Genomic DNA, 26,238 nt, shown 5'->3' on the forward strand with positions numbered 1-26,238 from the left:
CCCACTACCCGCCGGAGGGCAGATCGGTGCGTGGAGCGGCGGCCAGATGTGCGCCGACCCGCTTCACCAGGAGTGTCATTTCGTAGGCGACCTGCCCTACGTCGGAGTCGGCGTCCGAGAACACGGCGAGGCAGCTGCCGTCGCCGGCTGCCGTGACGAAGAGGAAGGCGTTCTCGAGCTCGACGACGGTCTGCCGCACGCCGCCCGCCTCGAAGTGTCGTCCGACCCCCTTGGCCAGGCTGTGGAAGCCGGAGGCGACGGCGGCCAGGTGCTCGCTGTCCTCCCGGGTCAGGTCCTTGGACGCCCCGGTGGGCAGGCCGTCACCGGAGAGCACGATCGCCTTGCGGATACTGGCGACGCGGTCCACCAGATCGTCGAGGAGCCAGTTGAGCTCTCCCGCCGCCGTGCCGGTCTCGGTGGGCCCTGTTGTCTTCGGCGCGGTCATCGGCCGTCCCCCTCTGTGGTTCCTGGTGCTGTGCCGTCCTGGGCCTGGTCGCCCACGGCATTCTCCTCGCGGCCGCGCCGCCAGCCACGCTGGAGCGAGGCCATCCGGTTGCGTACCTCTTCGGCGTCACGGTCGGCGGGCTCCGGCCCACGGAGGGCGCCGGCCCCCTCGCGCTCCCCGCGCCGCTCGGGTCCGTCCTTCAACTGCGGTGCCAGATGGGCCTGTCGGACGCGACGGGGCAGCGGGCTGGTACCCGGTTCGGCCCCTTCGGGCACGGTGTCGGAACCCGGGCCGGTCCCGGGCGTACCCGGTCGGGAGGTGCGACGGGTGCGTCTCGGCAGCGCGGGGGTCTCCTGGCCCGGGCCTGGAGTCTCGGACCGGGGGCCCGGCAGGCCGGAGCGGGGACCCGCGCCCTGGGCGCGTTCGCCGTTGCGACGCGCAGAGGTGTCCGTGCGGTCGGCGCGCCGGACGGCCGTCGGCTTCGCGCTCTCGCGCTCGGTCACGCCCGCGACACCGGGCAGTTCGACCGGCTCCGGGCCCTTGGCCGGATCCGAAGCCTCGGCGGTCCGCTCGTCCGTCTCAGCCGTCCGCTCGTCCGTCTCGCCACGACGGGGCCGCGTCCGGGTCACGGGACGACCGTGCGAGCTGACCAGTTGGGGGGACCTGCGCCGCGGCAGCGGCACCGGGGCGCCCGGACGGTCCTCATCGGTGCGGGCCGTCTCGTCCTGCCCCTCGGGGGCCGGCTGCTGGTGCTCGACCGGTCCACCGGCGATGGAGCGGCGCGGCCCGAACAGACCATCATGTCCGGCGTCCTCGTCGAGGGCGTCTGGGAATCCGCCGAGGGCGTCCAGCTCCACCGGCGCCTCCAGTTCGACCGGCCCGTCCAGGATCGAGGCGGGCAGGCCGGGCAGGCGCACCGGGACCTCGGACAGCGCGGTCTTGCGGTCCGCCTCGGCCTTGCCCTCCTTCGAGGGCAGCGTGCGGTCCAGACGGAAGCCGATGCCGTTGGTGTCCGGGACGTCGTCCGTGAGCAGCGCGTCCGGAAGGAAGACGATGGCGGTCGTACCGCCGTACGGGGACGGCTGGAGGGAGACGCGCACGTTCTGCCGCTGGGCGAGCCTGCTGACGACGAAAAGACCGAGCCGGTCGGTGTCGGAGAGCTCGAACTCGGGGGTTTCGGCGAGCCGCAGATTGGCGTCGAGGAGTGCTTCGGCCGCCATACCGAGGCCGCGGTCGTGGATCTCCAGGGTGAAGCCGTTGGCGACGCGTTCGCCGATGACCTGCACGGCCGTGTGCGGGGGCGAGAACACCGTGGCGTTCTCCAGGAGTTCGGCCACGAGGTGGGTGATGTCGGCCACCGCCGGTCCGGTGGCGGCGACGCGGGGCAGCCGGCGCACCTCGATGCGCTCGTAGTCCTCCACCTCGGCGACGGCGGCGCGGACGATGTCCATGAGCTGAACAGGCTTGCGCCACTGTCGGGAGGGGGCGGCGCCGGAGAGGATGACCAGCCCCTCGGCGTGCCGGCGCATGCGCGTGGTCAGGTGGTCCAGGCGGAACAGGTCGGCGAGTTCGTCGGTGTCCTCGGTCCTGCGCTCCATGGTGTCGAGGAGGGTGAGCTGTTTGTGGAGCAGGACCTGGCTGCGGCGGGCGAGGTTGACGAAGACCTCGGAGACGCCGTCGCGCAGTTCGGACTGTTTGACGGCGGCCTCGACGGCGGCGCGCTGGAGGGTGTTGAGGGCCTGGCCGACCTCGCCGATCTCGTTCTTGTCGTACTCAAGGCGCGGTGCTTCGGTCTCGACGTCGACCTGTTCGCCCGCGGAGAGCCGGCGCATCACGCTGGGCAGCCGGACGCCCGAGACCTCGTGGGCCTCCAGGCGCAGTCGGCCCAGGTCGCGGATGAGGCCCCGGCCGATGCGGACGGACATGATGACCGAGACCAGCAGGGCGACGAGCCCGAGGACGCCCGCGATGGCCGCCTTGACGACGACTCCCGTGGCCACGGGCCGGACCCGGTCGTGATAGCGGTCGCCCGCCGTGTCGTCGAGGTCGCCGAGTTCGTCGAGCACATGCCCGGCTGCCCGGTCCCAGCTCTTCGCGGTGACGCCGTGGGGCGATCCGGCAGGGGAGGTGACGACGGCTTGCTCGGCGACGCGCAGGGGTGCCGTGTCGGCGTTCTTCCAGTAGCTCTCGTAGCGCTCGCTCTCCGATTCGGGCAGCAGCGGCAGGCTGACGTCGTAGAGCAGCGTGCGCTGGGCCACGAGATCGGAGATGTCACGGATCTCGTCGCCGGTGACGCGGCCCGCGACCAGCGCGGAACCGAGGAGGGCGTCCTCGCGGGAGAGCAGCTCGCGGGCGATGTCGATGTTGACGAGGGCGCGGCCCTGCTTGTCCATCTCCACGTTGTCGACGAGGTGGAGGTTGGAGACCAGGGTGTAGCAGGGATCGACGAGACGGTTGTAGAGGTCAAGGGCCTGGGCCCGGTCGACGGTGCCCTCCTCGACGCTGCGGCGCAGCGAGTCGATGCCGTCGAGGGCGTCCAGCATGACGGTGAGGCGCTCGGCGGTGCCCGCGCCCATCTTCTCGTGCATGCCGTCGCTCTTGGCGTTCCTGCGGACCTTCGCCACGGCCCGGTCCGTGACGGTCCGGCTGTGCCGCAGCGCCGCGAGCGCGTCGGACGCGCGGGGATCGGCGAGATAGACGAGTGTCTGGCGGCGCTCCTGCTGGAGGACACCGACGGCGTCCTCGGTGGGGTAGCCGATCTTCTCGACGACGTCGGACACGTTGAACAACTGGTTCGCCTCGCGCCCGGTGATGACCGTCGCGAAGGCCCAGATACCCGTCAGGGAGAGGAGCGGCACGAGGAGCAGCGCCACGATCTTCCGGCGGATGGACTTCCCGCGAAAGCGCATGGCCTCCCCCAGCTCGGCCCCCTCCGGCCCGGGGGCACACCTGTGCGTCAACAAACGGCGTGAGCCTACTACTGACTCACAGGTAACTCGAAGGGCTGTCCGGGCGGCCGCCCGGCGCGAAGGTCACGGACCTACGCGCTTCCGGGAACCGGAGATGGGCAGTTGTCCGTTCATTGGGGGAGATTGCCTCCCCGATTCCAGCACGCGTGAGCGAATCGCATCGGACCGGTGAACTTGGTCAGTTGGCCGGATTTTTTCTCTGGTTGGGAATCTTCGGGGCACTCCGTTCGTCTTTCTTTGCGGGAGATGGGGGCGGAATCGGCCACAGGGGTCGCATGCCGCGTCCAGGCGGCGTAAAGCAGCGCAAGCCGGGCAGCCACTGGGGAGCAGGTGTCGTACGGCACCCGTGCGAGAGGTCTGCTGGGCGGTGGGGAGTGACGAGTTGATGGGCACGGCGGAGCGGCACGGGACGTCCGGGAGCGGTGTTGCGGCACCGGTGGCGGAGCGTGGAACCGCACAGGCACCTGATCGCGACAGCCCGTTGGACGGGCGCGACGGAGTGGACGGGCGGCACGCGGCGACGGGCGGAACCGGCGAAGCGGGCGGACAGGGAGTGGCCACGGCCGAGCGCGAGCGGTCGAGCGGGCGGGGCACCTCGCATCAGGAGCAGGACCCCGTGATCGGGCGGCAGGCCGCCTCCCGGGACGGAGGCACCCACACCGGCGTCGGGAGTGGAACCGCACGACGGGGTGGCCCTGCCACGGCGTCGCGTGAGCACGAGCACGCGGGCAGACCGGGCGGTGCGGCCGACGGATACCGGCATGTGAAGGAGACGGGAGCGGCCGCCGGGGTGCAGGGGGCGGCGAGCGGGCGCGGCGCGGTCGGCCGGGGCATCGCCGCACACGAAGAGCAGGCGTACTACCGGCCGTTGTGGATCGAGGAGCCGGCGCGCCGTCGGCGGTTGCCCGACCCGGTGAGGACGGCGGCGGTGCGGGCGGTCCTCGTCATCGCCGTGACACTGATCCAGGCCGTGACCGCCTTCCTGTCCACGATGGCGGAGTCCTGGCTGGCCTTCCCCATGGTCCTGAGCAGCGTGGCCAGCACGGTCGTGGCGACCTGGGCCGTGCTCGACGTCTGGGTCACCCGACAGGTGTGGAACCAGCGGAACGGGGTCGTGTCGGAGCCGAGCAGCACCGCCAGGGCCCTGCGGCGCGAGCGTCGTCGGGCGCGGCGCCAGGCGCGCTCGACGGAGCGGGCGCAGGAGCGGATACAGCGGCGGGGCGGCGCCGGGCGGTTGTCGCACCCCTGAGGCGGAGGCCCTGAGGTCGGCGTCGTCGGCACCTCTGAACTCTGGGGTTTACGCCCCGAGGTCGGCATGGTCGACAGCTCTGATGTCCGTGCCCGACGCCGGCTCTCGCGACGCGGGACTCCGGGGGCTCGCGCTCCCGGGGTCGCGTCCCGGACACCGGCCCTGGGCCGGTCGGTCGGTCGGACCGGCCCGCGCCTCGCGCTCGCCCGGCCGCCGGGCCGCCGGGCCGCCGGGCCGCCGGGCCGCCGTCAGATCGTCGTCGAGACGCCGTCAGAGGTTCGCGGCGGCTTCGACCTGCTCCACCGGGCCCTTGTCGTAAGCCAGTTGACGCCGCGCCCTCATGAAGGGGCGCGGGCGGTCGACGGAGAGCACGGCGGTGGTGCGGCCGTCGCGCTCGTACAGGGCGAGGAGGCCGCCCTCGCCCGGTGCGCCGTCCTCGACGGTGCCCTCGGCGATCCGGACGGTGTCCGCCTGCTGGCGGCGCCCCGCGAACTGGATGCGCGCACCGTACTGATCGGACCAGAAGTAGGGCAGGGAGCGTACGGTCCCGACGGTGCGTCCGGCGAGCAGGTTGCCCACCGCGACGCGGGGTTGTTCCGTGGCGGAGGTCCAGTGCTCGGCCCGGGTGCCTCCGACGCGGGCGACGTCTCCGACGGCGACCACTTGGGGCAGCCCGGTGACGCATCCATCGTCGCACAGCACGCCGTCGTGCAGTGCGAGTGTCGAGCCGGCCAGCCAGCCGGTGTTGGGGGTGGCGCCGATACCGACGATCACGACGTCGGCGGGCAGGACCCGGCCGTCGGAGAGTTCCACTCCGGTGACGGTGCGACCGGCCGGGCCGTCCTGGGCGCGCCCCGGACCGGTCGTGTCCCGGTCCCGGCTCACGCCGGCTCCGTTCCTCCCCCGCAGCGCGGCGACCCCGGTGCCGGTCACCAGCTCGACGCCGCCGCGCCGGTGCAACGCGGCGCACAGCGTGGCCATTTCGGGGCCGAGTGGGGCGACGAGAGGCAGCGGGGCGGCCTCGACGACGGTGACCTCGTGACCGAGTCCGGCGCAGGAGGAAGCGGTCTCGGCGCCGATGAAGCCGCCTCCGACGACGACGACGCGGCGCGGACCCTGGATGAGTTCCTCGCGCAGGGCGCGGGCGTCGTCGAGGGTGCGCAGGGTGTGCACACCGGTGAGGCCGTCACCCGGAAGACGGCGGGCCGAGGCGCCGGTGGCGATGACCACGCCGTCCGTGGAGACGGTACGGCCGTCACCGAGGAGGACGGTGCGGCCGCGGGCGTCGAGGCCGCGGGCACGGACGCCGAGCAGCCACTCGGCGTCGAGTCCGGCTCTCTCCTCGGCGTCGGTCAGGGCGAGTCGGGCCTCGTCGGCGCGGCCGGTGAGGAAGTCCTTGGACAGGGGCGGACGGTCGTACGGGGCATGGGCCTCGTCGCCGACGATCACCAGGCGGCCGTCGAAGCCCTGGGCCCGTAGTTCCCGGGCGGCGTACAGACCGGAGAGCGAGGCACCGACGACGGTCACGGTCCTCATGCGGCGGTGCCCTCCTCCGCGACCAGGTGGACATGGATGATTCCGTCGTCGACGGTGACGCGGTGGGTGCGGACGGGGCGCCGTGCCGGAAGACATGTCGGCTGCCCCGTACGGAGATCGAAGGAGGCGGCGTGCAGGGGGCACTCGACCAGACAGCCCTCCAGCCAGCCCTCCGAGAGGGAGGCGTCCTGGTGGGTGCAGGTGTCGTCGACGGCGTAGAGCTCGCCGTCGGCGTTGAACACGGCGATGGGTGGCGTGGTGTCGACACGGACGGATGCGCCCGCGGGGAGGTCGGCAAAGCGGCAGACGGGAATCATGGGCCCCCCTCTCGGTCCGGGACTCTGCGTCCGGACCTCCTGGTCCAGATGGTCCGGACACCTTTCCGGTTCCGGACGCTTCGGTAACATGATGTTTCGCATGGCGCACGAGGGAGCGCTATGCGCAACAGAATCCGTGCGGGGGTCCCGTCACGTCAAGGGCTTCCCGCAGATGCGGCCCAAACAGGGCTGCCAGGTGGTGAGAGTTGAGCTATGACCCGCACGCAGAAGCAGGCTGAGCACTCCGAGGGTTTTCCCGAGAAGCGGAACGGCAGGGGCGCGGGCAGTGCCGTCCAGTCGGTGGACCGCGCCGTGAGCGTGCTGGAGATCCTCGCCCGGCTCGGCGAGGCCGGTGTCACCGAGATCGCCGAAGAGCTGGACGTGCACAAGTCCACCGCCTTCCGCCTCCTCGGCGTCCTGGAGAACCGCGGTCTGGTGGCCCAGGCCAAGGACCGCGGGAAGTACTACCTGGGGGCCGCCGTACTGCGCCTGGCGGGAGCGGCGGCGGTGCGTCTGGACATCTCCCAGGAAGGCGTCCCGGTCTGCCGCGAACTCGCCGACGAGCTGGGCGAGACGGTCAACATCGCGGTCCTCGACGACGACGCGGCGGTCAACATCATGCAGGCCCGTGGCACCGCGTCGGTCACCGCGCAGAACTGGCTGGGCAGACGCACCCCGCTGCACGCCACCTCCAGCGGCAAGGTGCTGCTCGCGCACATGCCGCCCACGCTGCGCGAAGGCCTGCTCGCGAGGCCGCTGCCGCGCTTCACGGAGCGGACGATCACGGGCCCCTCCAGCCTGCGCGCCGAGTTGGAGGCCGTGATCGAGCAGGGCTACGGCGTCACCATCGAGGAACTGGAGTTGGGACTCGCCGCCGTGGCCGCGCCGGTCCGCGCGCACGACGGCAAGGTGATCGCCGCGATCAGCGTGTCGGGGCCGGTCTACCGGCTGAACGCCGACCGCCTGCCGGAGCTGTCCAAGCGGACGGTGGCTGCGGGGGCCGAGTTGTCGCGGCGTATGGGGTACGGCTTCTGAGAGTCGCCCAGGTCGCCGGCGGGACCGCCGCGCGGACGGGGACACCGGCGACGGGACATGCACCGGTTCCGGCGCATCCCCTCGCCCCGTCGAGGCCCGCGCGCGACCCCCAAGGGGCGGGCGCCGCGGCGGAATCGAGCGGATCCGCCGCCTCACCACCACACGGGGCCCGGGCCGGTACCGGGCCCCGCCGCCCTGTGTGTCCGTCAGGTTTCGGGCACCCCGTTCCTTTTGCCAAGGGTTAACTCCCACCTCTTGACGGCTCGCTGACGGCGTTCTCAAGATGTTCCTCATCGCGCAACCCATAGTGCAATGCGCAACAGCAGAGGAGCTTGTCGTGCCACACGAGGTCCGTGCCGTAGTCGCTGTCAAGAAGGGTGCACCGGTGGAGGTGCGGACCGTCGTCGTCCCCGACCCGGGCCCCGGCGAGGTGCTCGTCGACGTCCAGGCCTGCGGGGTGTGCCACACGGATCTGCACTACCGGGAGGGCGCGATCACCGACGACTTCCCCTTCCTCCTCGGCCATGAGGCGGCCGGCACGATCGAGGCGGTCGGCGAGGGCGTCACCGACCTGGTCCCCGGCGACTACGTCGTCCTCGCCTGGCGGGCACCGTGCGGAACCTGTCGCTCCTGTCGCCGTGGCCGCCCCTGGTACTGCTTCGACTCACGCAACGCCACCCAGCCCGTGACGCTCCTCGACGGCACCGCGCTCAGCAACGCCCTCGGCATCGGCGCCTTCGCCGAGAAGACCCTCGTGGCGGCCGGACAGGCGGTGAAGATCGACCCGGCCGCCCGCCCGGAGGCCGCGGGCCTGATCGGCTGCGGTGTGATGGCCGGATACGGCGCCGCGGTCAACACCGGCAACGTGGGCCGTGGTGACACCGTCGCCGTCATCGGATGCGGCGGTGTCGGCAACGCGGCGATCGCGGGCGCCTGTCTCAACGGCGCCATGAAGGTCATCGCCGTCGACATCGACGACAAGAAGCTCGACCAGGCGGAGAAGTTCGGCGCGACCCACACGGTGAACTCGCGCGGCACTGACCCGGTCGAGGCCGTGCGGGCCCTCACCGGCGGCTTCGGAGTCGACATCGCCATCGACGCGGTGGGCCGCCCGGAGACGTACAAACAGGCCTTCTACATGCGCGACCACGCGGGTGTGCTCGTCCAGGTCGGCGTCCCCGACCCCGAGATGAAGATCGACCTTCCGCTGATCGACCTGTTCTCGCGCGGCGGGGCGCTGAAGTCGTCCTGGTACGGGGACTGCCTGCCGAGCCGGGACTTCCCGTACCTCATCGACCAGTACCTGTACGGACTGCTGGACCTCAACGCGTTCGTCTCCGAGACCATCGCGCTCGACCAGGTGGAGGAGGCGTTCGCGAAGATGCGGCGGGGTGAGGTGCTGCGCTCGGTGGTGGTCCTGTGACCGCCGCGGCCGCCGAGCGGTCCGACGCCCTCGCTTCCTAGGTCCCACCCGGTCCCGCACCCACGCCCGTTCCCACATCCACCCCCGTTCCCACATCCACGCCCGCTCCGGTCGGCGTCCGCTCCACCGGGGCGCTCCCCGCCCGTACCCCCAGCGCGTTCCGCTCCCCACCCCGGCAAGGAGGGGCATGTCCAGCACGCCCGCAACCCGTCCCCGTGTGGTCGTCATCGGCGCCGGCATCGTCGGCTGCTCCCTGGCCGACGAGCTGACCGCCCGCGGCTGGACGGACGTCACCGTTCTCGACCAGGGGCCGCTACCCGCCCCGGGCGGCTCCACCTCGCACGCGCCGGGCCTGGTGTTCCAGACCAGCCCGTCCAGGACCCTGACGGCGTTCGCCCGCTACACCGTGGAGAAGTTCACCTCCCTCCAGGTCGACGGCGTCGCCTGTTTCGACCCGGTCGGCGGTCTGGAGCTCGCCACCACGCCGGAGCGCCTCGCCGACCTGCACCGCAAGGCCGGTTACGCCGCCGCCTGGGGCGTCCGTGGCGAGATCGTCAGCGCGGCGCGCTGCGGGGAACTGTGGCCGCTCATCGACCAGTCGGTGGTGCTCGGGGGTTTCCACACCCCCGACGACGGCCTGGCCCGCGCGTTGCTCGCGGCCCGCGCCCAGATGGAGCGCGCCACCACGCGGGGCGCCCGCCTCCTGGACCGCCACACGGTCGTCGGCATCGAGCGGGAGGAGGGCAGGGTCACCGCCGTCGTCACCGACCGTGGCACCTTCCCCGCCGACCACGTCGTCTCGGCGGCCGGATTCTGGGGGCCGGTCATCGGGCGGATGGCCGGTGTCGACGTACCCCTGCAACCGCTCGCACACCAGTACGCGAAGACCAAGCGGCTCCCCGAGCTGGCCGACGCCACCGCCGAGGCCTCGAAGCCCATCCTCCGCTTCCAGGACCGCGACCTCTACTTCCGCGAGCACACCGACCGCATCGGCATCGGCAGCTACGCCCACAAGCCGCTGCCCGTCGACCCGTTCGGCGTCCTCCCCTACGACGAGGCGCGCGCGAACGACATGGCGATGCCGTCCTCGTACCCCTTCACCGAGGAGGACTGGGCGCCGAGCTGGGAGGACTGCCGCCGGCTGCTGCCCGCCCTGCGCGGGACGGAGATCGAGGAGGGCTTCAACGGCGTCTTCTCCTTCACCCCGGACGGCATGCCGGTGCTCGGCGAGTCGCGCGCCCTGCGCGGCTTCTGGCTGGCCGAGGCCGTCTGGGTCACCCACTCCGCGGGGGTGGCGAAGGCCGTCGCCGAATGGATGGTCGACGGTCGTGCCTCGCTCGACCTGCACGAATGCGACCTCACACGCTTCGAGGACGCGCAGCGCTCACCGTCATACGTCCGTGAGCGCGGTGCGCGGCAGTTCGTCGAGGTGTACGACGTGCTGCATCCGCTCCAGCCGATGGAGGAGCCCCGGCCACTGCGCGTCAGCCCCTTCCACACGAGGCAGCGGGAGCTCGGCGCGTACTTCCTGGAGGGCGGCGGCTGGGAGCGCCCGCACTGGTACGAGACGAACGCCCCCCTGCTGGACGGCCTCGAACTCCCCGCACGCGACGCCTGGTCGTCGCGCTACTGGTCGCCGATCGCGGCGGCCGAGGCGAAGGCGACCCGCGAGAGGGTCGCGCTGTACGACATGACCCCGCTGCGCCGCCTCGAAGTCACCGGTGCCGGTGCCCTCGACTTCCTCCAGCGCATGACCAGCAACAACCTCCGCAAGAAGCCCGGCTCGGTCACCTACACCCTGCTGCTCGACGAGACGGGCGGCATACGTTCCGACCTCACCGTCGCGCGCCTCGCCCCCGACCGGTTCCAGGTGGGCGCCAACTCCCCCGCCGACCTGGACTGGCTGACCCGGCACGCCCCCGGCGACGTGCACATCCGGGACATCACCTCCGGCACCTGCTGCATAGGCGTCTGGGGCCCGCTCGCCAGGGACCTCGTCCAGCCACTGACGCGCGACGACTTCTCGCACGAGGGCTTCGGCTACTTCCGCGCGAAGGAGACGTACCTGGGGCACGTCCCGGTGACGGCGATGCGGCTGTCGTACGTGGGGGAGCTGGGCTGGGAGCTGTACACCACCGCGGATCTGGGGCTCAGGCTCTGGGACACCCTGTGGGAGGCGGGGCAGCCGCACGGCGTGGTCGCGGCCGGCCGGTCGGCCTTCAACAGTCTGCGGCTGGAGAAGGGGTACCGGGCCTGGGGCACCGACATGACGGACGAGCGCAACCCGTTCGAGGCGGGCGTCGGCTTCGCGGTCCGTATGGACAAGGACGGTTTCGTCGGCCAGGAGGCGCTGCAGGGCCTCGCGACGGCGGAGCCCGCCCGCCGGCTGACCGCGCTGCTCCTGGACGACCCGGCGTCCGTCGTGCTCGGCAAGGAGCCCGTCCACGTCGACGGCGCCCCGGCGGGGTACGTGACCAGCGCCTCCTACGGCTACACCCTGGGCCGCTGTGTCGCCTACGCCTGGCTGCCGGCGCTCCCGTCCGGCACAGGCGTGCACATCGAGTACTTCGGCGCGAAGATGCCGGCCACCGTCGCCGACGAGCCGCTCTTCGACCCGAAGATGACCCGCATCCGCCGCTGAGAAGCCCGCACACGCCCCAACACGCCCAGGAGGTCCCTGTGTCCCCCACCTACGACGTGATCGTGATCGGTCTCGGCGGCATGGGCAGCGCCGCCGCCCACCATCTGTCGGCACGCGGCGCCCGCGTGCTCGGCCTGGAGAAGTTCGGCCCGGTCCACAACCGCGGCTCCAGCCACGGTGGTTCGCGCATCACCCGGCAGTCCTACTTCGAGGACCCGGCGTACGTACCCCTGCTGCTGCGCTCCTACGAGCTGTACGAGGAGTTGGAGCGGGCGACGGGCCGGGAGATCGCCACGCTCTGCGGCGGTGTGATGATCGGCCGTCCCGACTCGCGGACGGTCTCCGGCTCGCTGCTCTCCGCCCAGCGGTGGGGCCTGCCCCACGAGATGCTGGACGCCCCGGAGATCCGCCGCCGCTTCCCGACCCTGAACCCGGACGACGACGAGGTCGCGCTGTACGAGGCGCGGGCCGGGCTCGTCCGCCCCGAGAACACCGTCGCCGCGCACCTCCAGCTCGCCACCCGGCAGGGCGCCGACCTGCACTTCGAGGAACCGATGACGCGCTGGGAGCCCTACCGGGACGGGGTGCGCGTCCACACCGCCGAGAACACCTACACCGCGGGCCGGCTGGTGATCTGCCCGGGTGCCTGGGCGCCGCGGCTGCTGACCGACCTCGGGGTGCCGTTCACCATCGAGCGGCAGGTCATGTACTGGTTCCAGCCGAAGGGCGGGGTCCGGCCGTTCCTGCCCGAGGACCATCCCATCTACATCTGGGAGGACGCCACCGGGGTCCAGGTGTACGGCTTCCCGTCCATCGACGGGCCGGAGCTGGGCGCCAAGGTCGCCTTCTTCCTCAAGGGCGTCGTGACCACCCCGGAGACCATCGACCGGACGGTCCACGAGGACGAGATCCACGCCATGGCGGATCACATGTCCCGCTGCATCCCCGACCTGCCCGGCGCCTTCCTCAAGGCCGCCACCTGCATGTACTCCAACACCCCCGACGAGCACTTCGTCATCGCCCGCCATCCCGCGCACCCGGAGACCGTGACCGTGGCCTGCGGGTTCTCCGGGCACGGCTTCAAGTTCGTGCCTGTCGTCGGCGAGATCCTCGCCGACCTCGCGCTGACCGGCACCACCGATCACCCGATCGGGTTGTTCGATCCCCACCGCCTCGCCGCCGCGCCCGCCTGAGGAGTACGCACGTGACGACGATCCCCGTCTCCCGGTCCCCTCTCCCCCCCAGCCTGATCGCCACCCTGCCCGGCCACTACTACACCGACCGGGAGATCTTCCGACAGGAACAGGAGTCCCTGTTCGAGTCGATGTGGTTCTGTGCCGTCCGCTCCGCGGACCTCGCGCGGCCCGGTGCCTTCCGTACCGTGCAGGTCGGCCGGGAGAGCGTCCTGATCACCCGCTCACGCACGGGTGAACTGCGTGCCTTCCTGAACGTCTGCCGGCATCGCGGGGCCCGGCTGTGCACGCAGGAGTCGGGCGAGGTCCGCCGCAATCTCCAGTGCCCGTACCACGCCTGGACCTACGGCCTCGACGGGAAGCTGGTCGCCGCGCCGAACCTGGTGAAGATGCCGGACATCGACCGCGTCGCGTACGGCCTGATCGGGGTGGCGCTGCGGGAGTGGCTCGGCTACGCCTGGGTGTGCCTGGCCGACGAGCCGCCCTCCTTCGAGGAGACGGTGCTGGGCGCGGCCGTGGAGCGACTGGGCGACGCGGCCGCGATCGAGCACTACGGCACCGAGCAGCTGGCGCTCGGCAGGCGCGTCCGGTACGACGTGAAGGCGAACTGGAAGCTGATCGTCGAGAACTTCATGGAGTGCTACCACTGCGCCACGATCCACCCCGAGCTCACCGACGTGCTCCCGGAGTTCGCCGAGGGGTACGCCGCCCAGTACTACGTGGGGCACGGCGCCGAGTTCGGCGAGGACGTCCGGGGGTTCACGGTCGACGGCAGCGAGGGCTTCGGCCGGCTGCCGGACATAGCGGACGACCAGGACCGCCGCTACTACGCGATCACGGTGAAACCGACGGTCTTCGTCAATCTGGTCCCGGACCATGTCATCCTGCACCGCATGTTCCCGCTCGCCGAGGACCGCACGGTCGTCGAGTGCGACTGGCTCTACGCGCCGGAGGTCGTGGAGTCCGGCGCCGACGTGTCCAGGTCGGTCGAGCTCTTCCACCGGGTCAACGAACAGGATTTCGAGGCCTGCGAACGTACCCAGCCGGCCATGGCGTCGCGGGCCTACCGGAACGGTGGTGTCCTGGTGCCCACCGAGCATCACATAGGGATCTTCCACGAGTGGCTGATCCGGCAATTGGGAGGCGCCAGTGCCTGACCTGTTCATCGACGGTACGTGGCGGGGCGCTCTCGACGAGCGCACCCGGGAGATCCGCTGCCCCGCCGACGGCTCCCTGGTCGGGGTCGTCGACGAGGCGGGCGGCAAGGACACGGTGGAGGCGATCGCCGCGGCGCGCCGTGCCTTCGACGAGGGGCCGTGGCCCTCGACCCCGGCGACGGACCGCGGCGACCTGCTGCTGCGCGTCGCCGACCTCCTCGTACGGGACAAGGACGCGCTCGCCCGCGCCGAGTCGCTCGACACCGGCAAACGGCTCGTCGAGAGCGAGTACGACATCGACGACATCGCGAACTGCTTCCGCTACTTCGGCCGGGCCGCCTCCGCCGAGACGGGCCGGGTCGTGGACACGGGCACGGCCAGCGTCGACAGCCGGGTCGTGTACGAGCCCGTCGGGGTCTGCGCGCTGATCACGCCCTGGAACTATCCGCTGCTGCAGACGGCCTGGAAGGTCGCTCCGGCGCTCGCGGCGGGCAACACCTTCGTGCTCAAGCCGAGCGAGCTCACCCCGCACACGGCTATCCATCTGATGCGGCTCCTCGAAGAGACCGGGCTGCCGGCCGGAGCGGCCAACCTCGTGCTGGGCGCGGGACCCGAGGCGGGCGCGCCGCTCGCCGACCACCCGGACGTGGACCTCGTCTCCTTCACCGGCGGCCTGCACACCGGGCGGCGGCTGATGGCCGCGGCGGCCAGGACGGTGAAGAAGGTCGCCCTGGAGCTCGGCGGCAAGAACCCCAACATCGTCTTCGCCGACGCGGACTTCGAGACCGCGGTCGACATGGCGCTGACCGCGGTCTTCCTGCACTCCGGGCAGGTCTGCTCGGCGGGGGCCCGGCTGCTGGTCGAGGACACGCTGCACGACCGGTTCGTCGACGAGCTCGTCCGCAGGGCCGAGCTGATCCGGCTCGGCGGACCGTTCGACGAGCAGGCGCAGACCGGGCCGCTGGTCTCGGCGGCGCACCGCGCCAAGGTCGAGGCGTACGTCGAGCGGGGCGTCGCGGAGGGCGCGGCGCTGCGCTGCGGCGGAAGGCGACCCGAGGGGCTCGACGAGGGGTTCTACTATCTGCCCACCGTGCTGGACGAATGCACGGGTGACATGTCCGTGGTCCAGGACGAGTCCTTCGGTCCGGTGCTGACCGTGGAACGCTTCCGCGACGAGGCGGACGCCGTGCGGCTCGCCAACGACACGATCTACGGCCTGGCCGGCGCCGTGTTCACCACGGACGAGGCCAAGGCACAGCGGGTGGCGGCGCGGCTGCGGCTCGGGACGGTCTGGATCAACGACTACCACCCGTATGTCCCGCAGGCCGAATGGGGTGGCTTCAAGCAGTCCGGTTTCGGCCGGGAGCTCGGACCGGCCGGCCTCGCCGAGTACCGCGAGGCGAAGCACATCTGGCGCAACACCGATCCGTCTCCGCAGGGCTGGTTCGCGTGATCCACCGGTGATCCCCTGACGGTCGCCCGATCCACCACCCGGATCCAACACCTGGATCCATCACCCTGCCGCCGCAACCTCCCGAGTCCCCCTGTCCCCCTCTGTCTCCCTGTCACCCGACTCCCCTGTCCACGCACCCGCCGCCACCCCCCGACTCCACCCGCACGAGCCGCGTCCCTCTCCCCGATCCAGGAGGCCGCTCATGACCACCCTTCCACCGACCACCGACCAGAACGACGACGCCGAACTCTCCGAGTTCGGCTACAAGCCGGAGCTGAAGCGCACCCTCGGCAACTTCCACACCTTCGCCGCGGGCATCAGCTACATCTCCATCCTCACCGGTACCTTCCAGCTCTTCTACTTCGGCTACGGCAGCGGCGGTCCCGCCTACTGGTGGTCCTGGCCGATGGTGTTCATCGGCCAGTTCATGGTCGCGCTCTGCTTCGCCGAACTCGCCGCCCGCTACCCGGTGGCCGGTTCCGTCTACAACTGGTCGAAGAAGGTGGGCAATCCGCACATAGGCTGGCTCGCAGGCTGGATGATGCTGCTCGCGTCGATCGTGTCGATCGCGGCCGTCGCACTCGCCTATCAGCTGACGCTTCCGCAGATCTCCTCCACCTTCCAGTTCGTGGGCGACGGCACGGGAAAGTACGACGTCGCCACCAACGCCGTACTGCTGGCGGCCGTACTGATCCTGTTCACCACCCTGGTCAACGCGTTCGGCGTGAAGCTGATGGCGACCATCAACACCGCGGGTGTCTTCATCGAGCTGATCGCCACCGTCGTGCTGATCATCCTGTTCGCGGTGCACATCACACGCGGCCCCCAGGTGGTGATGGACACCCAGGGCACCGGCGACGGGCAGTCGTTCGGCTATCTCGGCGCGTTCCTGGTGGCCTCGCTGGCGTCCGCCTACGTGATGTACGGCTTCGACACGGCCTCGTCGCTCGGTGAGGAGTGCCTCGACCCCTCGCGGAACGCGCCGCGCGCCATCATCCGCGCCATCGTCGCCTCCTTCGTCCTCGGCGGGCTCGTGCTGCTCCTCGCGCTGATGAGCGTCTCCAGCCTGAAGGGCGAGAAGCTCTCGACGGACGGGCTGCAGTACATCGTCCTCGACGTGCTCGGCCCGACGGCCGGCAAGGCGATGCTGTGGTGTGTGCTGATCGCGGTCACGGTGTGCGCGCTGGCCGTGCACACGGCGGCGGTCCGGCTGGCCTTCGCGATGGCCCGCGACACCAACCTGCCCGCCTCCTCCAAGCTGGCAAAGGTCAACCCGCGGTTCCGGACGCCTGTGCTCCCGACCGTGATCATCGGGCTCCTCGCGCTGGCGATCCTGGTGGTCAACATCCGTCAGCCGCAGATCTTCACCGTGGTCACCAGCATCGGCATCATCATGATCTACCTGGCGTACCTCATGGTCACCGGGCCCATGCTGGTCGCCCGGCTGCGCGGCAAGTGGCAGCCGGCGGGCGACGGCAAGTTCTCGCTGGGGCGCTGGGGGCTGCTCGTCAACATCGTCGCCGTCGTCTGGGGCGCGGCGATGACGGTCAACCTCATCTGGCCGCGTTCCGCGGTCTACAACGCGAGCGCCCCGTACCACTGGTACCTGCGCTGGGGCGCCGTCCTGTTCGTGGCCGTCGTCGCCGGCGGCGGCTTCGCCTACTACTGGTTCGTGCAGCGGCACCGCACCGGGGTGCTCGCCGAGCACCAGCTCCGGTCCGACACCTCAGCCGCCACCCCCCTGATCGCCCCCGCCGCCGAGTGAGGTCCGGCGGACAACCGGCCGAAGAGCAACCCGAGGAGGTCGACTCTCCATGAGTGTCGATGAGTTCGACTATGTAGTGGTAGGCGGCGGTACGGCGGGCAACGTGGTGGCGGCCCGGCTCTCGGAGGATCCCTCCGTCACCGTGTGCGTGCTGGAGGCGGGGCCCAGCGACGTCGGCGACGACGACGTCCTGAAGCTGGAACGCTGGATGGGACTGCTGGAGTCCGGCTACGACTGGGACTACCCCGTCGAACCGCAGGCCAGCGGCAACAGCTTCATGCGGCACGCCCGCGCCAAGGTGCTCGGGGGCTGCTCCTCGCACAACTCCTGCATCGCCTTCTGGGCCCCCGCGGAGGACCTGGACGACTGGGCCGCGGCGGGTTGTACGGGATGGAGCGCGGCCGAACTCTTCCCGCTCTACCGGCGGTTGGAGTCCAACGACGCTCCCGGCGACCACCACGGCCGCACCGGCCCGGTGAAACTGCGCACGCTGAAGGGCGAGGACCCGTGCGGTACCGCACTCCTCGAGGCGTGCGCGCAGGCGGGCATTCCGACCACGGCCTTCAACACCGGCACGACCGTGGTCCGAGGCGCCAACTGGTTCCAGATCAACTCCGACGAGAACAACATCCGCCAGTCCTCGTCGGTCGCGTATCTGCACCCGGTCATGGGCAAGCGGCCGAACCTCTCGGTACGGACGGGGGTGCGCGCCAAGAAGCTCGTCCTGGAGGGGCGGCGGTGCGTGGGCGCCGAGTACCTGGACCCGGACCTGATCCACACCCGGGCGGTGCGCGCCCGCCGCGAGGTGATCGTGTCCTGCGGGTCCATCGACACGCCCAAGCTGCTGATGCTGTCGGGCATCGGGCCGGCGGCGCATCTGCGCGAGGTCGGTGTCGACGTCGTGGTGGACTCGGCGGGTGTCGGCGAGAACCTCCAGGACCATCCCGAGGGCGTCATCATGTGGGAGGCCCGGCAGCCGATGACCACCACGTCCAGCCAGTGGTGGGAGGCGGGCATCTTCTACGACACCGAACCGGGCCTGGACCGGCCCGACCTGATGTACCACTACGGCTCGGTGCCGTTCGACATGAACACCGCGCGGCACGGATTCCCCACGACCGAGAACGCCTTCTGCCTGACCCCGAACGTCACCCGCGCGAAGTCACGCGGCACCGTGCGGCTGCGCACCCGCGACTACCGGGACAAGCCGATGGTCGATCCGCGCTACTTCACCCACGAGCACGACGTGCGCGTGATGACGTACGGGCTGAGGCTGGCCCGGGAGATCGTGTCGCAGCCCGCGCTGAGCGGCTGGGCGGGGGCCGAACTGGCCCCCGGCCCGGACATCCGGACGGACGACGAACTGCTCGACTACATCCACAAGACCCACAACACCGTCTACCACCCGTCCTGCACCGTGAAGATGGGCGCGGACGACGACACCTCGGCCCCGCTCGACGCGCGACTGCGGGTCAAGGGGGTCGAGGGTCTGCGGGTCGCGGACGGCTCGGTGATGCCGGATCTCATCTCCGTCAATCCCTGCATCACGACGATGATGATCGGCGAGAAGTGCGCGGACCTGTTGAAGGAGGACGCGTAGGAGCACTCCGCAAGGGGCGCGGGGCCGTGGCCGCCATGCGGCGGTGCCGCGAACGGCCCGCGGCTCCCCACGGCCCTCCTCCCCCTAGGGAGCGATCGGCGCCGGGCGCTTGAACATCCGCGTCGCCGTGATCTCCGTGTGCACGGCCTCCCCGGCGGGAGCCTCACGCGGAAGTCCCGGCCGGAGGTGTTCCTCCACGCTGATGTACTTCAGCCCGGCGCGCAGGTCGGCGTCGTTGCGCAACCGGATGACGAGGGGGAACTCGGCGAGCGCGGTCGTGTCGAACAGGCCGGTGGTGTAGAGGAGTTGGACGCCGAGCGCGTCCGAGACGGCCCGCTGCAGCTCCAGCAGGTACGTCGCGTTGGCGCGCCCGATGGGGTTGTCGAGGAAGAGCGTGCCGGCGTGCCGGTGCTTGTCGCGGCCCCGATCGTTGCTGCGCAGTGCCGCCATCGTGCAGTAGAGCGCGATGGCGGCGGTCAGCAGCTGCCCGCCGGAGAACACGTCGCCCATCTGCCCGACGGGTACCCGCTCGGCGCGCAGCACCGCGTCCGGCTTCAGGATCTCGACCGCGACACCCTTGGGCCGGAGCGCCGCGCCGACGCCCCTCAGCAGGAGCGACATGCCGTCGCGGCGCATGTCGGAGTTCTTCTTGACCGCCGCGCGGGTGGCCTCGTCGACGACCTCGCCGAGCCGTTCGGTCAGCGTGGCCTGGTCGGGCTCCTCGAAACGGATCCGCAGGAACTCCTGGCCTGACCACTCGCCGAGCCCCTCGGGCAGCCGGGACAACCGCTGGGCGGAGCGCAGGGTGGCGAGGGAGGACTCCACGAGCCCGCGCAGCCGGTCGACGATCGAGTCCCGGTTGCGCTCCAGCTGCTCCAACTCGTCGGTGAGGACCCGCAGCCGGGGCGCGAAGGCGTCCGCCCACTTCTGGGCGTGCTCAGGCAGCGCGGACGCGGGCAGCTCGCGGATCTGCTGCCGGGCGGGCGTGCGCACCTGCTCGTAGCGCGTGGAGTTGGCGTGCCGTACGAGGATGTCGCCGGCCTCACGGACGGCGCCCTCGGCGGCGGAGAGGTCGGCGGCACAGCCGCGCAGGGAGCGGCGGGTCTCGGTGGCGGCGTGCCGTGCCTCTTCGAGACTGCCGGGGTAGGGCTCCTGCTCGTCCTGCTCCTCGTCGGAGTGCTCGCGCAGCAGGTCGCGCAGGAGGGCCGCCGTCTCGTCGAAGCCGCCGGCCGCGTCCTCGGCGGTGCGGTGGGCGTCGAGCAGTTCGGCGTGCGCCGCCCGGGCCTGGTTCAACGCCTCGGCGCGGGCGGCGAGTTCACCGGTGGCCGTGCGCAGCAGGGTCTGGGCGTGCTCGGCGTCGCGCGGGACCAGCTCCTCCGACAGTTCCGTGTGGACACCGCCGTCCTCCGGCGCGTGCCGTTCGGCCTCGCCGCGCAGCCGCCCGAGCTGCTCGCTCGCGGTCGACATCCGGGTCTCCAGGAGCTGTACGAGCTCCTCGGCGCGGGCGGCGGCGGCCTGCCGGGACGGCCCGTCGGAGCCGTCCGGAGACTCCAGCAACTGTGCCGCGCGGGTGCGGACCTTGTTGCTGAGCCGGTCCAGTTCGGCCAGTGCCGCGCTCTCGTCGCTCTCGGCCCGCGCCTGCTCGGCCCGCAGGTCGGCGCCGACACCGACCTTCTCGTACAGCTGCGACGCGGCTCGGTAGGCCTCGCGCAGGGCGGGCAGCGACGACTTCGCGGCGTCGGGCGCGTCCTGCGGTACGTCGTCGGGGGCGCCGGCGATCTCCGCGCGCTCGGCGCGCAGCGCGCGGGCGGTGCGGCGGGCGTCGTCGGCGGCGCGCTGGGTGGCGCGGCGGTCCTCGTCGGCGGCGCGGGCGCGCTCCAGGCAGGCCTGGGCGCGGGCCTCCGACTCCGTTGCCTCGTCGGCGAGTTCGCGCAGCTTCACCTGCCAGCCCGCGCGTTCGCGGAGCCGGAAGGCGAGGCCCGCGAGCGCGTCGGCGGCGCGCCGGGCGCGCTGGGCGGTGTCCTGGCGTTCGTCGCGTACGAGGGCGGCCTCGGCGGCCGTCTCGTCGGCCTCGGCCCGCACCGTACGCGCCTCCGCGAGTTCGGCCTCGGCCTCCTCGGCGAAGGCGCGGGCTTCCTGGGCGGCGCCGGCGAGTTCGACGAGCCGGCCGGACGGGCATCCGGTGCGCCAGGACGCGAGCCGCGCCGCCAGCTCCCGGTCCTTGGCGAGGCGGCCGGCCAGGACGCGGATCTCCTCGTCCCGACCGGTGGCGCGGGCACGCAGCGTCTGCCGTTCCTCGTCGGCGGCGTGCTCGTCGTGCATGGCCGGGTTCGGGGGGACGAGGAACACCCCGCTGTCTCCGGCGCCGACGGCCGGGGTCGGGGCGAGCAGCGCGGCGGCGGTGCCGACGGCGACGGCGGAGCGCGGCAGCAGCGCCGCCTCTCCGAGTGCCTCGCGGGCCCGTGCGTGCGTGTCCGGGTCGGTGATGATCACGCCGTCGACGAGTTCCGGGCGGGCGGCCAGCACCCGCGCGTGGTCGACCGGGTCGACGGCCTGGGCGAGATAGCGCCAGCCGGGCAGTGCCGGGATGCCGTGCTCGCCGAGGTACTCCACCGTGGCCAGCACGTCCGGGCCGGGCGGCAGCAGGCCGCCGTCACCGAGGGCACCGAGGATGCGTGCGTCGTCGGCCGCGGCGGTCCGCAGCTCGAACAGCTGGCGTTCGGCGGAGGAGACGCCGTCGTCGAGGAGCGTGCGCAGCTCGTCGGCGTACTGGTCCAGCTCCTCGGGGGTGAGGGCGCCTTCGGCCGCGGTCCAGGGTTCGGCGGAGGTGTCGCCGCCGGCTCCGCCGTGGGCGCCGGACGCGGAGTGCCCGGTGCGCCCGGCCGGGTCGTCGCCCGCGCCCGTCTGCCGGCCGAGGCGGCCGGTCGTGGCGTCGGCGGTGTCCGCGCCCGCCCGGGGCAGCGGCACCCCGCCGCGGGCCCTGGCTCCGGCGCTCGGCAGGCTGAGCAGTTCCGCGAGCCGCTCCTCCCCCGCCAGCCCCTCCGCCGTACGGCGCTCCCCGTCGTACGCCCGCTCGGCCGCCGCCGCCGCGTCCGCCGCGCGGGCGGCCGTCAGCTCGGCGCGGGACTCGGTGGACGCCGCCTCCCGGGCGTGCTCCGTGGCCCGTCGCGAGGTCTCGCGGGCGGTGTCCCAGGCCGCGACGGCGGTCTTCTCGGCGTCGCTGGCGGCGAGCGCGGCGCGGGCCGGGTCGGCGTCGGGGGCGGTGTCGTCGAGCCAGCCCGCGCGGACCGCCTCGGCGGTCTCCTGCTCGACCTCGCTCAGTCGCTGGCGCAGGTGTCCGATCTCGCTGCGGGCACGCTGGGCGGCGGTGGCCGCGGCGGTGGAGTCGGCGTACGCGGTCTCGCCGACGTCCTGCAGCCCGGCGGAGCGCTCCTCCTCCTCGTTGGCGAGTGCCTCGGCGCCCTCGGCGGCGCGGTGCAGGGCGCGGACGAGGTCGACGGCGGCCCGGGCGCGGGCGGCGAGCGCGGGCGCGGCGTCCCGCTCGGCCTCGAGGATCGCGGCGGCCACGCGCGCGGAGCGGTCGGCGGCGGCCCGGTGGCGCAGGACGAGTTCGGCGGCCTGCCAGGAGGCGTGCAGGGTGCGCGCGTCGGCGAGTTCGCGCTTCTGCGCGGCCGCCGACTTCTCCGCTCCGGCGAGCGCCAACGAGGCATGCCGGTAGGCGAGTTCCGCGGCGATCAGCGCACTGCGCTCGCGGGCGCCCTCGGCATGGGTGACGGCGTACGCGGCGGCGGTGACGCGCTGCGCGAGCTCTCCGGCGCGCACCCGCTCCCGCACGGCCCGCGCGGACAGGCGCCGGGCCAGAGTCCGGGTGCGCCGCTCGGCGGCCGCGTGGATGTCACGGGCGCGGGAGCGGGCGTCGGCGGCCTCGACGATGCGTCCGAGCAGGTCCGCGGAGCCTGCCGTGAAGTCCCGCTCGGCGATCAGCTCGGAGCGCCGGCCCAGTTTGTTGCCGAAGCCGCCGACCAGGTCGGCGAGGCCGTCCGTGTCGCGGGTGTCGGTGACGGCGCGCAGCAGCAGGTCGGTGAAGTCGGAGTCCTTCTTGACGGCGAAGAGACCGGCGGCCTCGCCTTCGTCGGCGTTCATCTCCCGCTGGTAGCGGAAGAGTTCGGGGTCGAGGCCGAGGTCACCGAGGTGTTCGTTCCAGCGGTCGTGGATCTCCTCCCAGTGCACCTCCAGGTGCGGGTAGGCCTTGCCCGCCTCGGTGATGGCGTCCCGGAAGCCCTTCATCGTGCGGCGCCGGCCCTGCGCGCCGGACACTCCCTCGGCGGACGGACGGACGGTGGTCGCCTCGGCGACGGGCAGACTGTCCAGGCTCAGGCCCGGTCCGGGCCGGAAGGAGTACCAGGCCTCGGCGAACTTCCGCGGGTCGTTGGAGACCTGTCGTCCACGCCACTCGCTGGCCTTGCCGACCACGACGCACTCGCCGGTCAGGGTGTGCTGCCATTCCAGCGCGACATGGCCGCAGTCGTCGGCGAGCAGGAACTTGCGCAGCACACCGGAGCTGGCGCCGCCCAGTGTGTTGCGGTGCCCGGGCAGCATCACCGAGAAGATCAGCTTGAGCAGTACGGACTTGCCGCCGCCGTTCTCCAGGAAGAGCACGCCCGCGGGCGCGGGGCGGCGCGGCGGGCCGACGGGCTCGTCCTCGAAGAACTCCGCCTGGATGGGCGCGGGGTCGGGCACGGGCTCACCGACGCCCCGCAGATCCAGCACGGTGTCGGCGTAGCGCGCACCGGCCGGCCCGATGGAGTAGAGGCGGACCCGGGACAGCTCGTACATGGCGGCGGACTCTCGTCGTCAGTCTTCGGATACGTGGGGGGTTCTTCGGATACGTGGGGGTTCAGGAGTGGAACGGCAGCCCGGCGCCGGCCACCGGCTCCAGTTCGTCGCCGTCCTCGGCGGGCAGCAGACTCGCGGAGCCGTCGGTCACCGGGACGACGCCCAGCTCCAGCAGCTCGGCCATCGCGGCGCTGCCCGCCATGTCCCGGACCTGGAGCTGGTAGCGGGCCGTCGTCCGGTACGTGCCGCCCGCGTCGTCGCCGGTGCGCTGCAGGAAGCCGGAGTCGGTGAGGAACGCGACGGCCTTGCCGACGATGCCGGTGGTGGAGCCGGCCAGTCTTCGCGCGTCCTTGGTGGCACCGGTGGAACTGCGCCGCGCCCAGATCCGCCAGGCCGCCTCCAGTCCCGGGGCCTCGGTCGCCGGATCGGTGTTCTCGCCCAGTTCCTCGGCCCGCTCCTCCAGCCGGCGGCAGGCCTGGCGTACGAACGCGTCGACGCCGTTGACCGAGACGCGCCCGATGTATCCGTCGTCGGCCAGGTCCTCCGGCCGCGGGAAGGCCAGGGCGGCCACGGCGAGGTGGGCGAGGCCGTGCAGGAAGCGGTCCACGGAGTCGGCGGAGGTACGACGCGCGTAGTCGCCCATGCGGACGGCGAAGACGGAGTCCTCGGCGGCCGTGACCGCCATCCCCGCGCGTGCGGACACCTCCAGGACGACCAGTCCGAGCCCGGCGGCCACGGCGTCGGCGAGGCGCGCGAAGGGCGGGTCCTCGCGGTAGCGCCGCAGCAGCTCCGCGTACTCCTGGTCGCGCGCGGGCTGCAGTTTGGGCTGCAGTCCGAAGGCGACGAGCCGCGCCGCGTCGGCGGCGTCGGCGGGCGTGACGGGGGCGTTCGCCGGCGCGGCGACGACGTCCGGCTCGCTCCACTCGACGTGCTGCTCGGTCACGGAAGGGGCTCCTTGTTCAGAGGTACGGGGGCGGGGGCGCCCCGGTGCGGGGTGCGGCGAGCCGCGCGGCCGGCCACGACCGTCCGGCGGGCCGCGCACGACCCGCGGCTCCCCGGCGCCTGCGACGAGGTGTTCACTTCCGGTCCGCCGCCATCCCCGCCGCGTCCAGCAGGGCCATTCCCACGATGAGATCGGCGCCGCCGAACTCCGGATCGTCCAGCTCGGTCCCGTCGTCCACGGCGAAGAGCAGTTTCTCCTCGCCCTGCCGGTAGGCGGTACCGACCGGCGGGCTGGCCGCGTGGACGGCCAGCAGCGCGACCAGATAGGGCAGTTCGGGATCGCGGTGGCGCGCCTCCGCCAGCAGCCCGGACAGCCGCCGGGGCGCGTCGGCGGGCAGGTCGAGCAGCTCCATGGCGCTCGCGAGCTGCTCCTCGCTGAAGCGGCTGTCGTCCGGGGTGGCGATCAGGTCCGGCTCGGGCATCTCGGCGCCGAGGTGCTCCCGCTCGACGGGCGGGGTCAGCAGGAGGTCGACGAGGTCCCCGACGCGGACGGAGACGGGGGTGCGCAGACCGGTTCCGCGCGCGAAGAAGGCGTCGGTCACGCGGCGCGCCTGCTCGACGGGCAGCGGCAGCAAGGGGGCCACCAGGTGGCCGTAGAGGTCGATGCCCGCGGTCGTCATGGGGGTGGCGAAGGCCTGCCGGTCCTGCTCGGCGCGGAACAGCGGGCCGGCCTCCAGGAGCCGGGACTGGAGCTGTGTGTGCCGGCGGATGCAGTCCTTGACGATGTCGACGAGCTCGGCGGCGCGGCGCTTCTGCTCGGGGTCCTCGGACTCGTCGCGGGCCTTGCGGATGTTGGTGAGGATCGCGTTCTCGTGGCGATAGCGGTCCGCGACGTGGTCGAGGGCCTCGGCGATCATGTCGGGCACGGCCCGGAGCCAGTCGACGGCCCGCACGTTGCGCCGGGTGGCGTCGAGCGCCCTGCGGAGCGTCTCCGAGTACTGCACGGTCCGGTAGCGGGCCTGTTCGGCGGCGAGCTGGGCGTCGGCGAGCCGGCCACGGCTGATCAGCACCTCCAGCTTCACCTCGGCGGCGATCTGCGCGCTGGTGACGTCGGTGTCGAGGGCGCCGACGAGGACGTTGACCGCCTCGTCCGTCGTACGGAGGTAGACGGTCCCCCCGTACCCGGGGACCTCCTCGATCAGCTTGAAGTCGTAGTCGCGGCGCACATAGGAGCCGTCGGGCGCGAACGTGCCGTACACGGCCCGGAAGCCGCGGTCGACGCTGCCGACGTTGATCAGGTTCTCCAGGACCCAGCGGGCCACCCGCTCGTGCTCGGCGACGGGCCGCCGGGGTGCCTGCGCGGCGATACGCGGGATGAGCCGGGCCACTATCTGGTCGTGGTCGGCTCCGGTGTCGAAGTCCATGTTCAGGGTGACGAGGTCGATGGCGGCGAGGGCCACCTCGGCCATGCCGTAGACCGTGTACTCACCCGCGAGATTCACCTTGCGCACGTCCAGGTCGTGCAGCGGCGCGGTGCAGGCGAGCGCGCGCAGCCGCCGCGCCAGGCCCTCGTCGGCGGCCGGTCCCGGAGCAGGGCGCGGCGCCGCGCTGAGCTGGGGCGGAACACGGTCCGTCGATGCAGGCGAAGTCACGGTGCACAGACTAGGTCCTCGGTCT

Annotated in this window: 16 protein-coding genes; 9 read left to right on the forward strand and 7 right to left on the reverse strand. The window is 72.3% G+C overall.

Annotated elements, in window-relative coordinates; translation table 11 throughout:
- Nucleotides 1-4 precede the first annotated feature (4 nt).
- Both OHB41_RS10665 and OHB41_RS10670 read right to left on the reverse strand, forming a co-directional pair.
- Entirely contained in the window at nucleotides 5-445 is a 441-nt protein-coding gene (locus OHB41_RS10665; protein WP_266697597.1) for a roadblock/LC7 domain-containing protein, read from the reverse strand.
- Nucleotides 442-3,354 (reverse strand): nitrate- and nitrite sensing domain-containing protein, encoded by a 2,913-nt coding sequence (locus tag OHB41_RS10670; RefSeq protein WP_266697598.1) that lies wholly within the window; start codon nucleotides 3,352-3,354, stop codon nucleotides 442-444. Before OHB41_RS10670 ends, OHB41_RS10665 begins: the two co-directional genes overlap by 4 nt.
- Before the next feature lie 823 nt (nucleotides 3,355-4,177).
- Here OHB41_RS10670 and OHB41_RS10675 point away from each other — a divergent pair.
- Entirely contained in the window at nucleotides 4,178-4,663 is a 486-nt protein-coding gene (locus OHB41_RS10675; RefSeq protein WP_526025040.1) for a hypothetical protein, read from the forward strand.
- 270 nt (nucleotides 4,664-4,933) lie between these two features.
- Here the strand turns inward: OHB41_RS10675 and OHB41_RS10680 are convergent, their stop codons facing one another.
- A complete protein-coding gene (locus tag OHB41_RS10680; RefSeq protein WP_266697599.1) occupies nucleotides 4,934-6,199 on the reverse strand; it encodes an NAD(P)/FAD-dependent oxidoreductase in 1,266 nt (421 codons plus the stop codon).
- Nucleotides 6,196-6,516, reverse strand: a complete 321-nt coding sequence (locus OHB41_RS10685) for a bifunctional 3-phenylpropionate/cinnamic acid dioxygenase ferredoxin subunit (protein WP_266697600.1) — start codon at nucleotides 6,514-6,516, stop codon at nucleotides 6,196-6,198. The genes OHB41_RS10680 and OHB41_RS10685 overlap by 4 nt, the downstream gene beginning before the upstream one ends.
- Nucleotides 6,517-6,729: 213 nt before the next feature.
- Between OHB41_RS10685 and OHB41_RS10690 the strand changes: the two genes are divergently transcribed.
- From OHB41_RS10690 to OHB41_RS10725, 8 genes are all read left to right on the forward strand, one after another.
- The gene (locus OHB41_RS10690) at nucleotides 6,730-7,551 is read left to right on the forward strand and encodes an IclR family transcriptional regulator (protein WP_266697601.1); all 822 of its coding nucleotides are present in this window, start codon (nucleotides 6,730-6,732) and stop codon (nucleotides 7,549-7,551) included.
- A gap of 337 nt (nucleotides 7,552-7,888) precedes the next feature.
- Nucleotides 7,889-8,974, forward strand: a complete 1,086-nt coding sequence (locus tag OHB41_RS10695) for an S-(hydroxymethyl)mycothiol dehydrogenase (protein WP_266697602.1) — start codon at nucleotides 7,889-7,891, stop codon at nucleotides 8,972-8,974.
- 187 nt (nucleotides 8,975-9,161) lie between these two features.
- Entirely contained in the window at nucleotides 9,162-11,615 is a 2,454-nt protein-coding gene (locus OHB41_RS10700; RefSeq protein ID WP_266697603.1) for a GcvT family protein, read from the forward strand.
- A gap of 38 nt (nucleotides 11,616-11,653) precedes the next feature.
- On the forward strand, nucleotides 11,654-12,808 hold the full coding sequence (solA, locus tag OHB41_RS10705) for an N-methyl-L-tryptophan oxidase (RefSeq protein ID WP_266697604.1): 1,155 nt from the start codon (nucleotides 11,654-11,656) through the stop codon (nucleotides 12,806-12,808).
- 11 nt (nucleotides 12,809-12,819) lie between these two features.
- Nucleotides 12,820-13,965 (forward strand): aromatic ring-hydroxylating oxygenase subunit alpha, encoded by a 1,146-nt coding sequence (locus OHB41_RS10710; RefSeq protein ID WP_266697605.1) that lies wholly within the window; start codon nucleotides 12,820-12,822, stop codon nucleotides 13,963-13,965.
- On the forward strand, nucleotides 13,958-15,418 hold the full coding sequence (locus tag OHB41_RS10715) for an aldehyde dehydrogenase family protein (protein ID WP_266697606.1): 1,461 nt from the start codon (nucleotides 13,958-13,960) through the stop codon (nucleotides 15,416-15,418). Before OHB41_RS10710 ends, OHB41_RS10715 begins: the two co-directional genes overlap by 8 nt.
- 202 nt (nucleotides 15,419-15,620) lie before the next feature.
- Entirely contained in the window at nucleotides 15,621-17,183 is a 1,563-nt protein-coding gene (locus tag OHB41_RS10720; RefSeq protein ID WP_266697607.1) for an APC family permease, read from the forward strand.
- Nucleotides 17,184-17,232: 49 nt separating this feature from the next.
- Complete coding sequence (locus OHB41_RS10725) at nucleotides 17,233-18,783, forward strand: GMC family oxidoreductase (protein ID WP_266697608.1); 1,551 nt, start codon at nucleotides 17,233-17,235, stop codon at nucleotides 18,781-18,783.
- An 84-nt stretch (nucleotides 18,784-18,867) separates the two neighbouring features.
- Here OHB41_RS10725 and OHB41_RS10730 read toward each other — a convergent pair whose 3' ends face one another.
- The 3 genes from OHB41_RS10730 to OHB41_RS10740 all read right to left on the reverse strand — a co-directional run bounded on the left by OHB41_RS10730 (nucleotide 18,868) and on the right by OHB41_RS10740 (nucleotide 26,213).
- A complete protein-coding gene (locus tag OHB41_RS10730; RefSeq protein ID WP_266697609.1) occupies nucleotides 18,868-23,619 on the reverse strand; it encodes a coiled-coil domain-containing protein in 4,752 nt (1,583 codons plus the stop codon).
- Nucleotides 23,620-23,680: 61 nt separating this feature from the next.
- Nucleotides 23,681-24,562 carry a hypothetical protein gene (locus OHB41_RS10735; RefSeq protein WP_266697610.1) on the reverse strand — a complete coding sequence of 294 codons (882 nt, stop codon included), beginning with the start codon at nucleotides 24,560-24,562 and terminating at the stop codon, nucleotides 23,681-23,683.
- A gap of 133 nt (nucleotides 24,563-24,695) precedes the next feature.
- Nucleotides 24,696-26,213: a hypothetical protein gene (locus OHB41_RS10740; protein ID WP_266697611.1), complete on the reverse strand. Its 1,518-nt coding sequence runs from the start codon at nucleotides 26,211-26,213 to the stop codon at nucleotides 24,696-24,698.
- Nucleotides 26,214-26,238: the final 25 nt, after the last annotated feature.

This window comes from Streptomyces sp. NBC_01571, from assembly GCF_026339875.1.
Lineage (GTDB): Bacteria > Actinomycetota > Actinomycetes > Streptomycetales > Streptomycetaceae > Streptomyces.

What these genes read in the sequence shown, in the direction of transcription:
- OHB41_RS10730 (WP_266697609.1), bottom strand. Translation starts at nt 23,619, where the DNA reads ATGTACGAGCTGTCCCGGGTCCGCCTCTACTCCATCGGGCCGGCCGGT.
- OHB41_RS10700 (WP_266697603.1), top strand. Translation starts at nt 9,162, where the DNA reads ATGTCCAGCACGCCCGCAACCCGTCCCCGTGTGGTCGTCATCGGCGCC.
- OHB41_RS10685 (WP_266697600.1), bottom strand. Translation starts at nt 6,516, where the DNA reads ATGATTCCCGTCTGCCGCTTTGCCGACCTCCCCGCGGGCGCATCCGTC.
- OHB41_RS10665 (WP_266697597.1), bottom strand. Translation starts at nt 445, where the DNA reads ATGACCGCGCCGAAGACAACAGGGCCCACCGAGACCGGCACGGCGGCG.
- OHB41_RS10720 (WP_266697607.1), top strand. Translation starts at nt 15,621, where the DNA reads ATGACCACCCTTCCACCGACCACCGACCAGAACGACGACGCCGAACTC.
- OHB41_RS10680 (WP_266697599.1), bottom strand. Translation starts at nt 6,199, where the DNA reads ATGAGGACCGTGACCGTCGTCGGTGCCTCGCTCTCCGGTCTGTACGCC.
- OHB41_RS10690 (WP_266697601.1), top strand. Translation starts at nt 6,730, where the DNA reads ATGACCCGCACGCAGAAGCAGGCTGAGCACTCCGAGGGTTTTCCCGAG.
- OHB41_RS10670 (WP_266697598.1), bottom strand. Translation starts at nt 3,354, where the DNA reads ATGCGCTTTCGCGGGAAGTCCATCCGCCGGAAGATCGTGGCGCTGCTC.
- OHB41_RS10725 (WP_266697608.1), top strand. Translation starts at nt 17,233, where the DNA reads ATGAGTGTCGATGAGTTCGACTATGTAGTGGTAGGCGGCGGTACGGCG.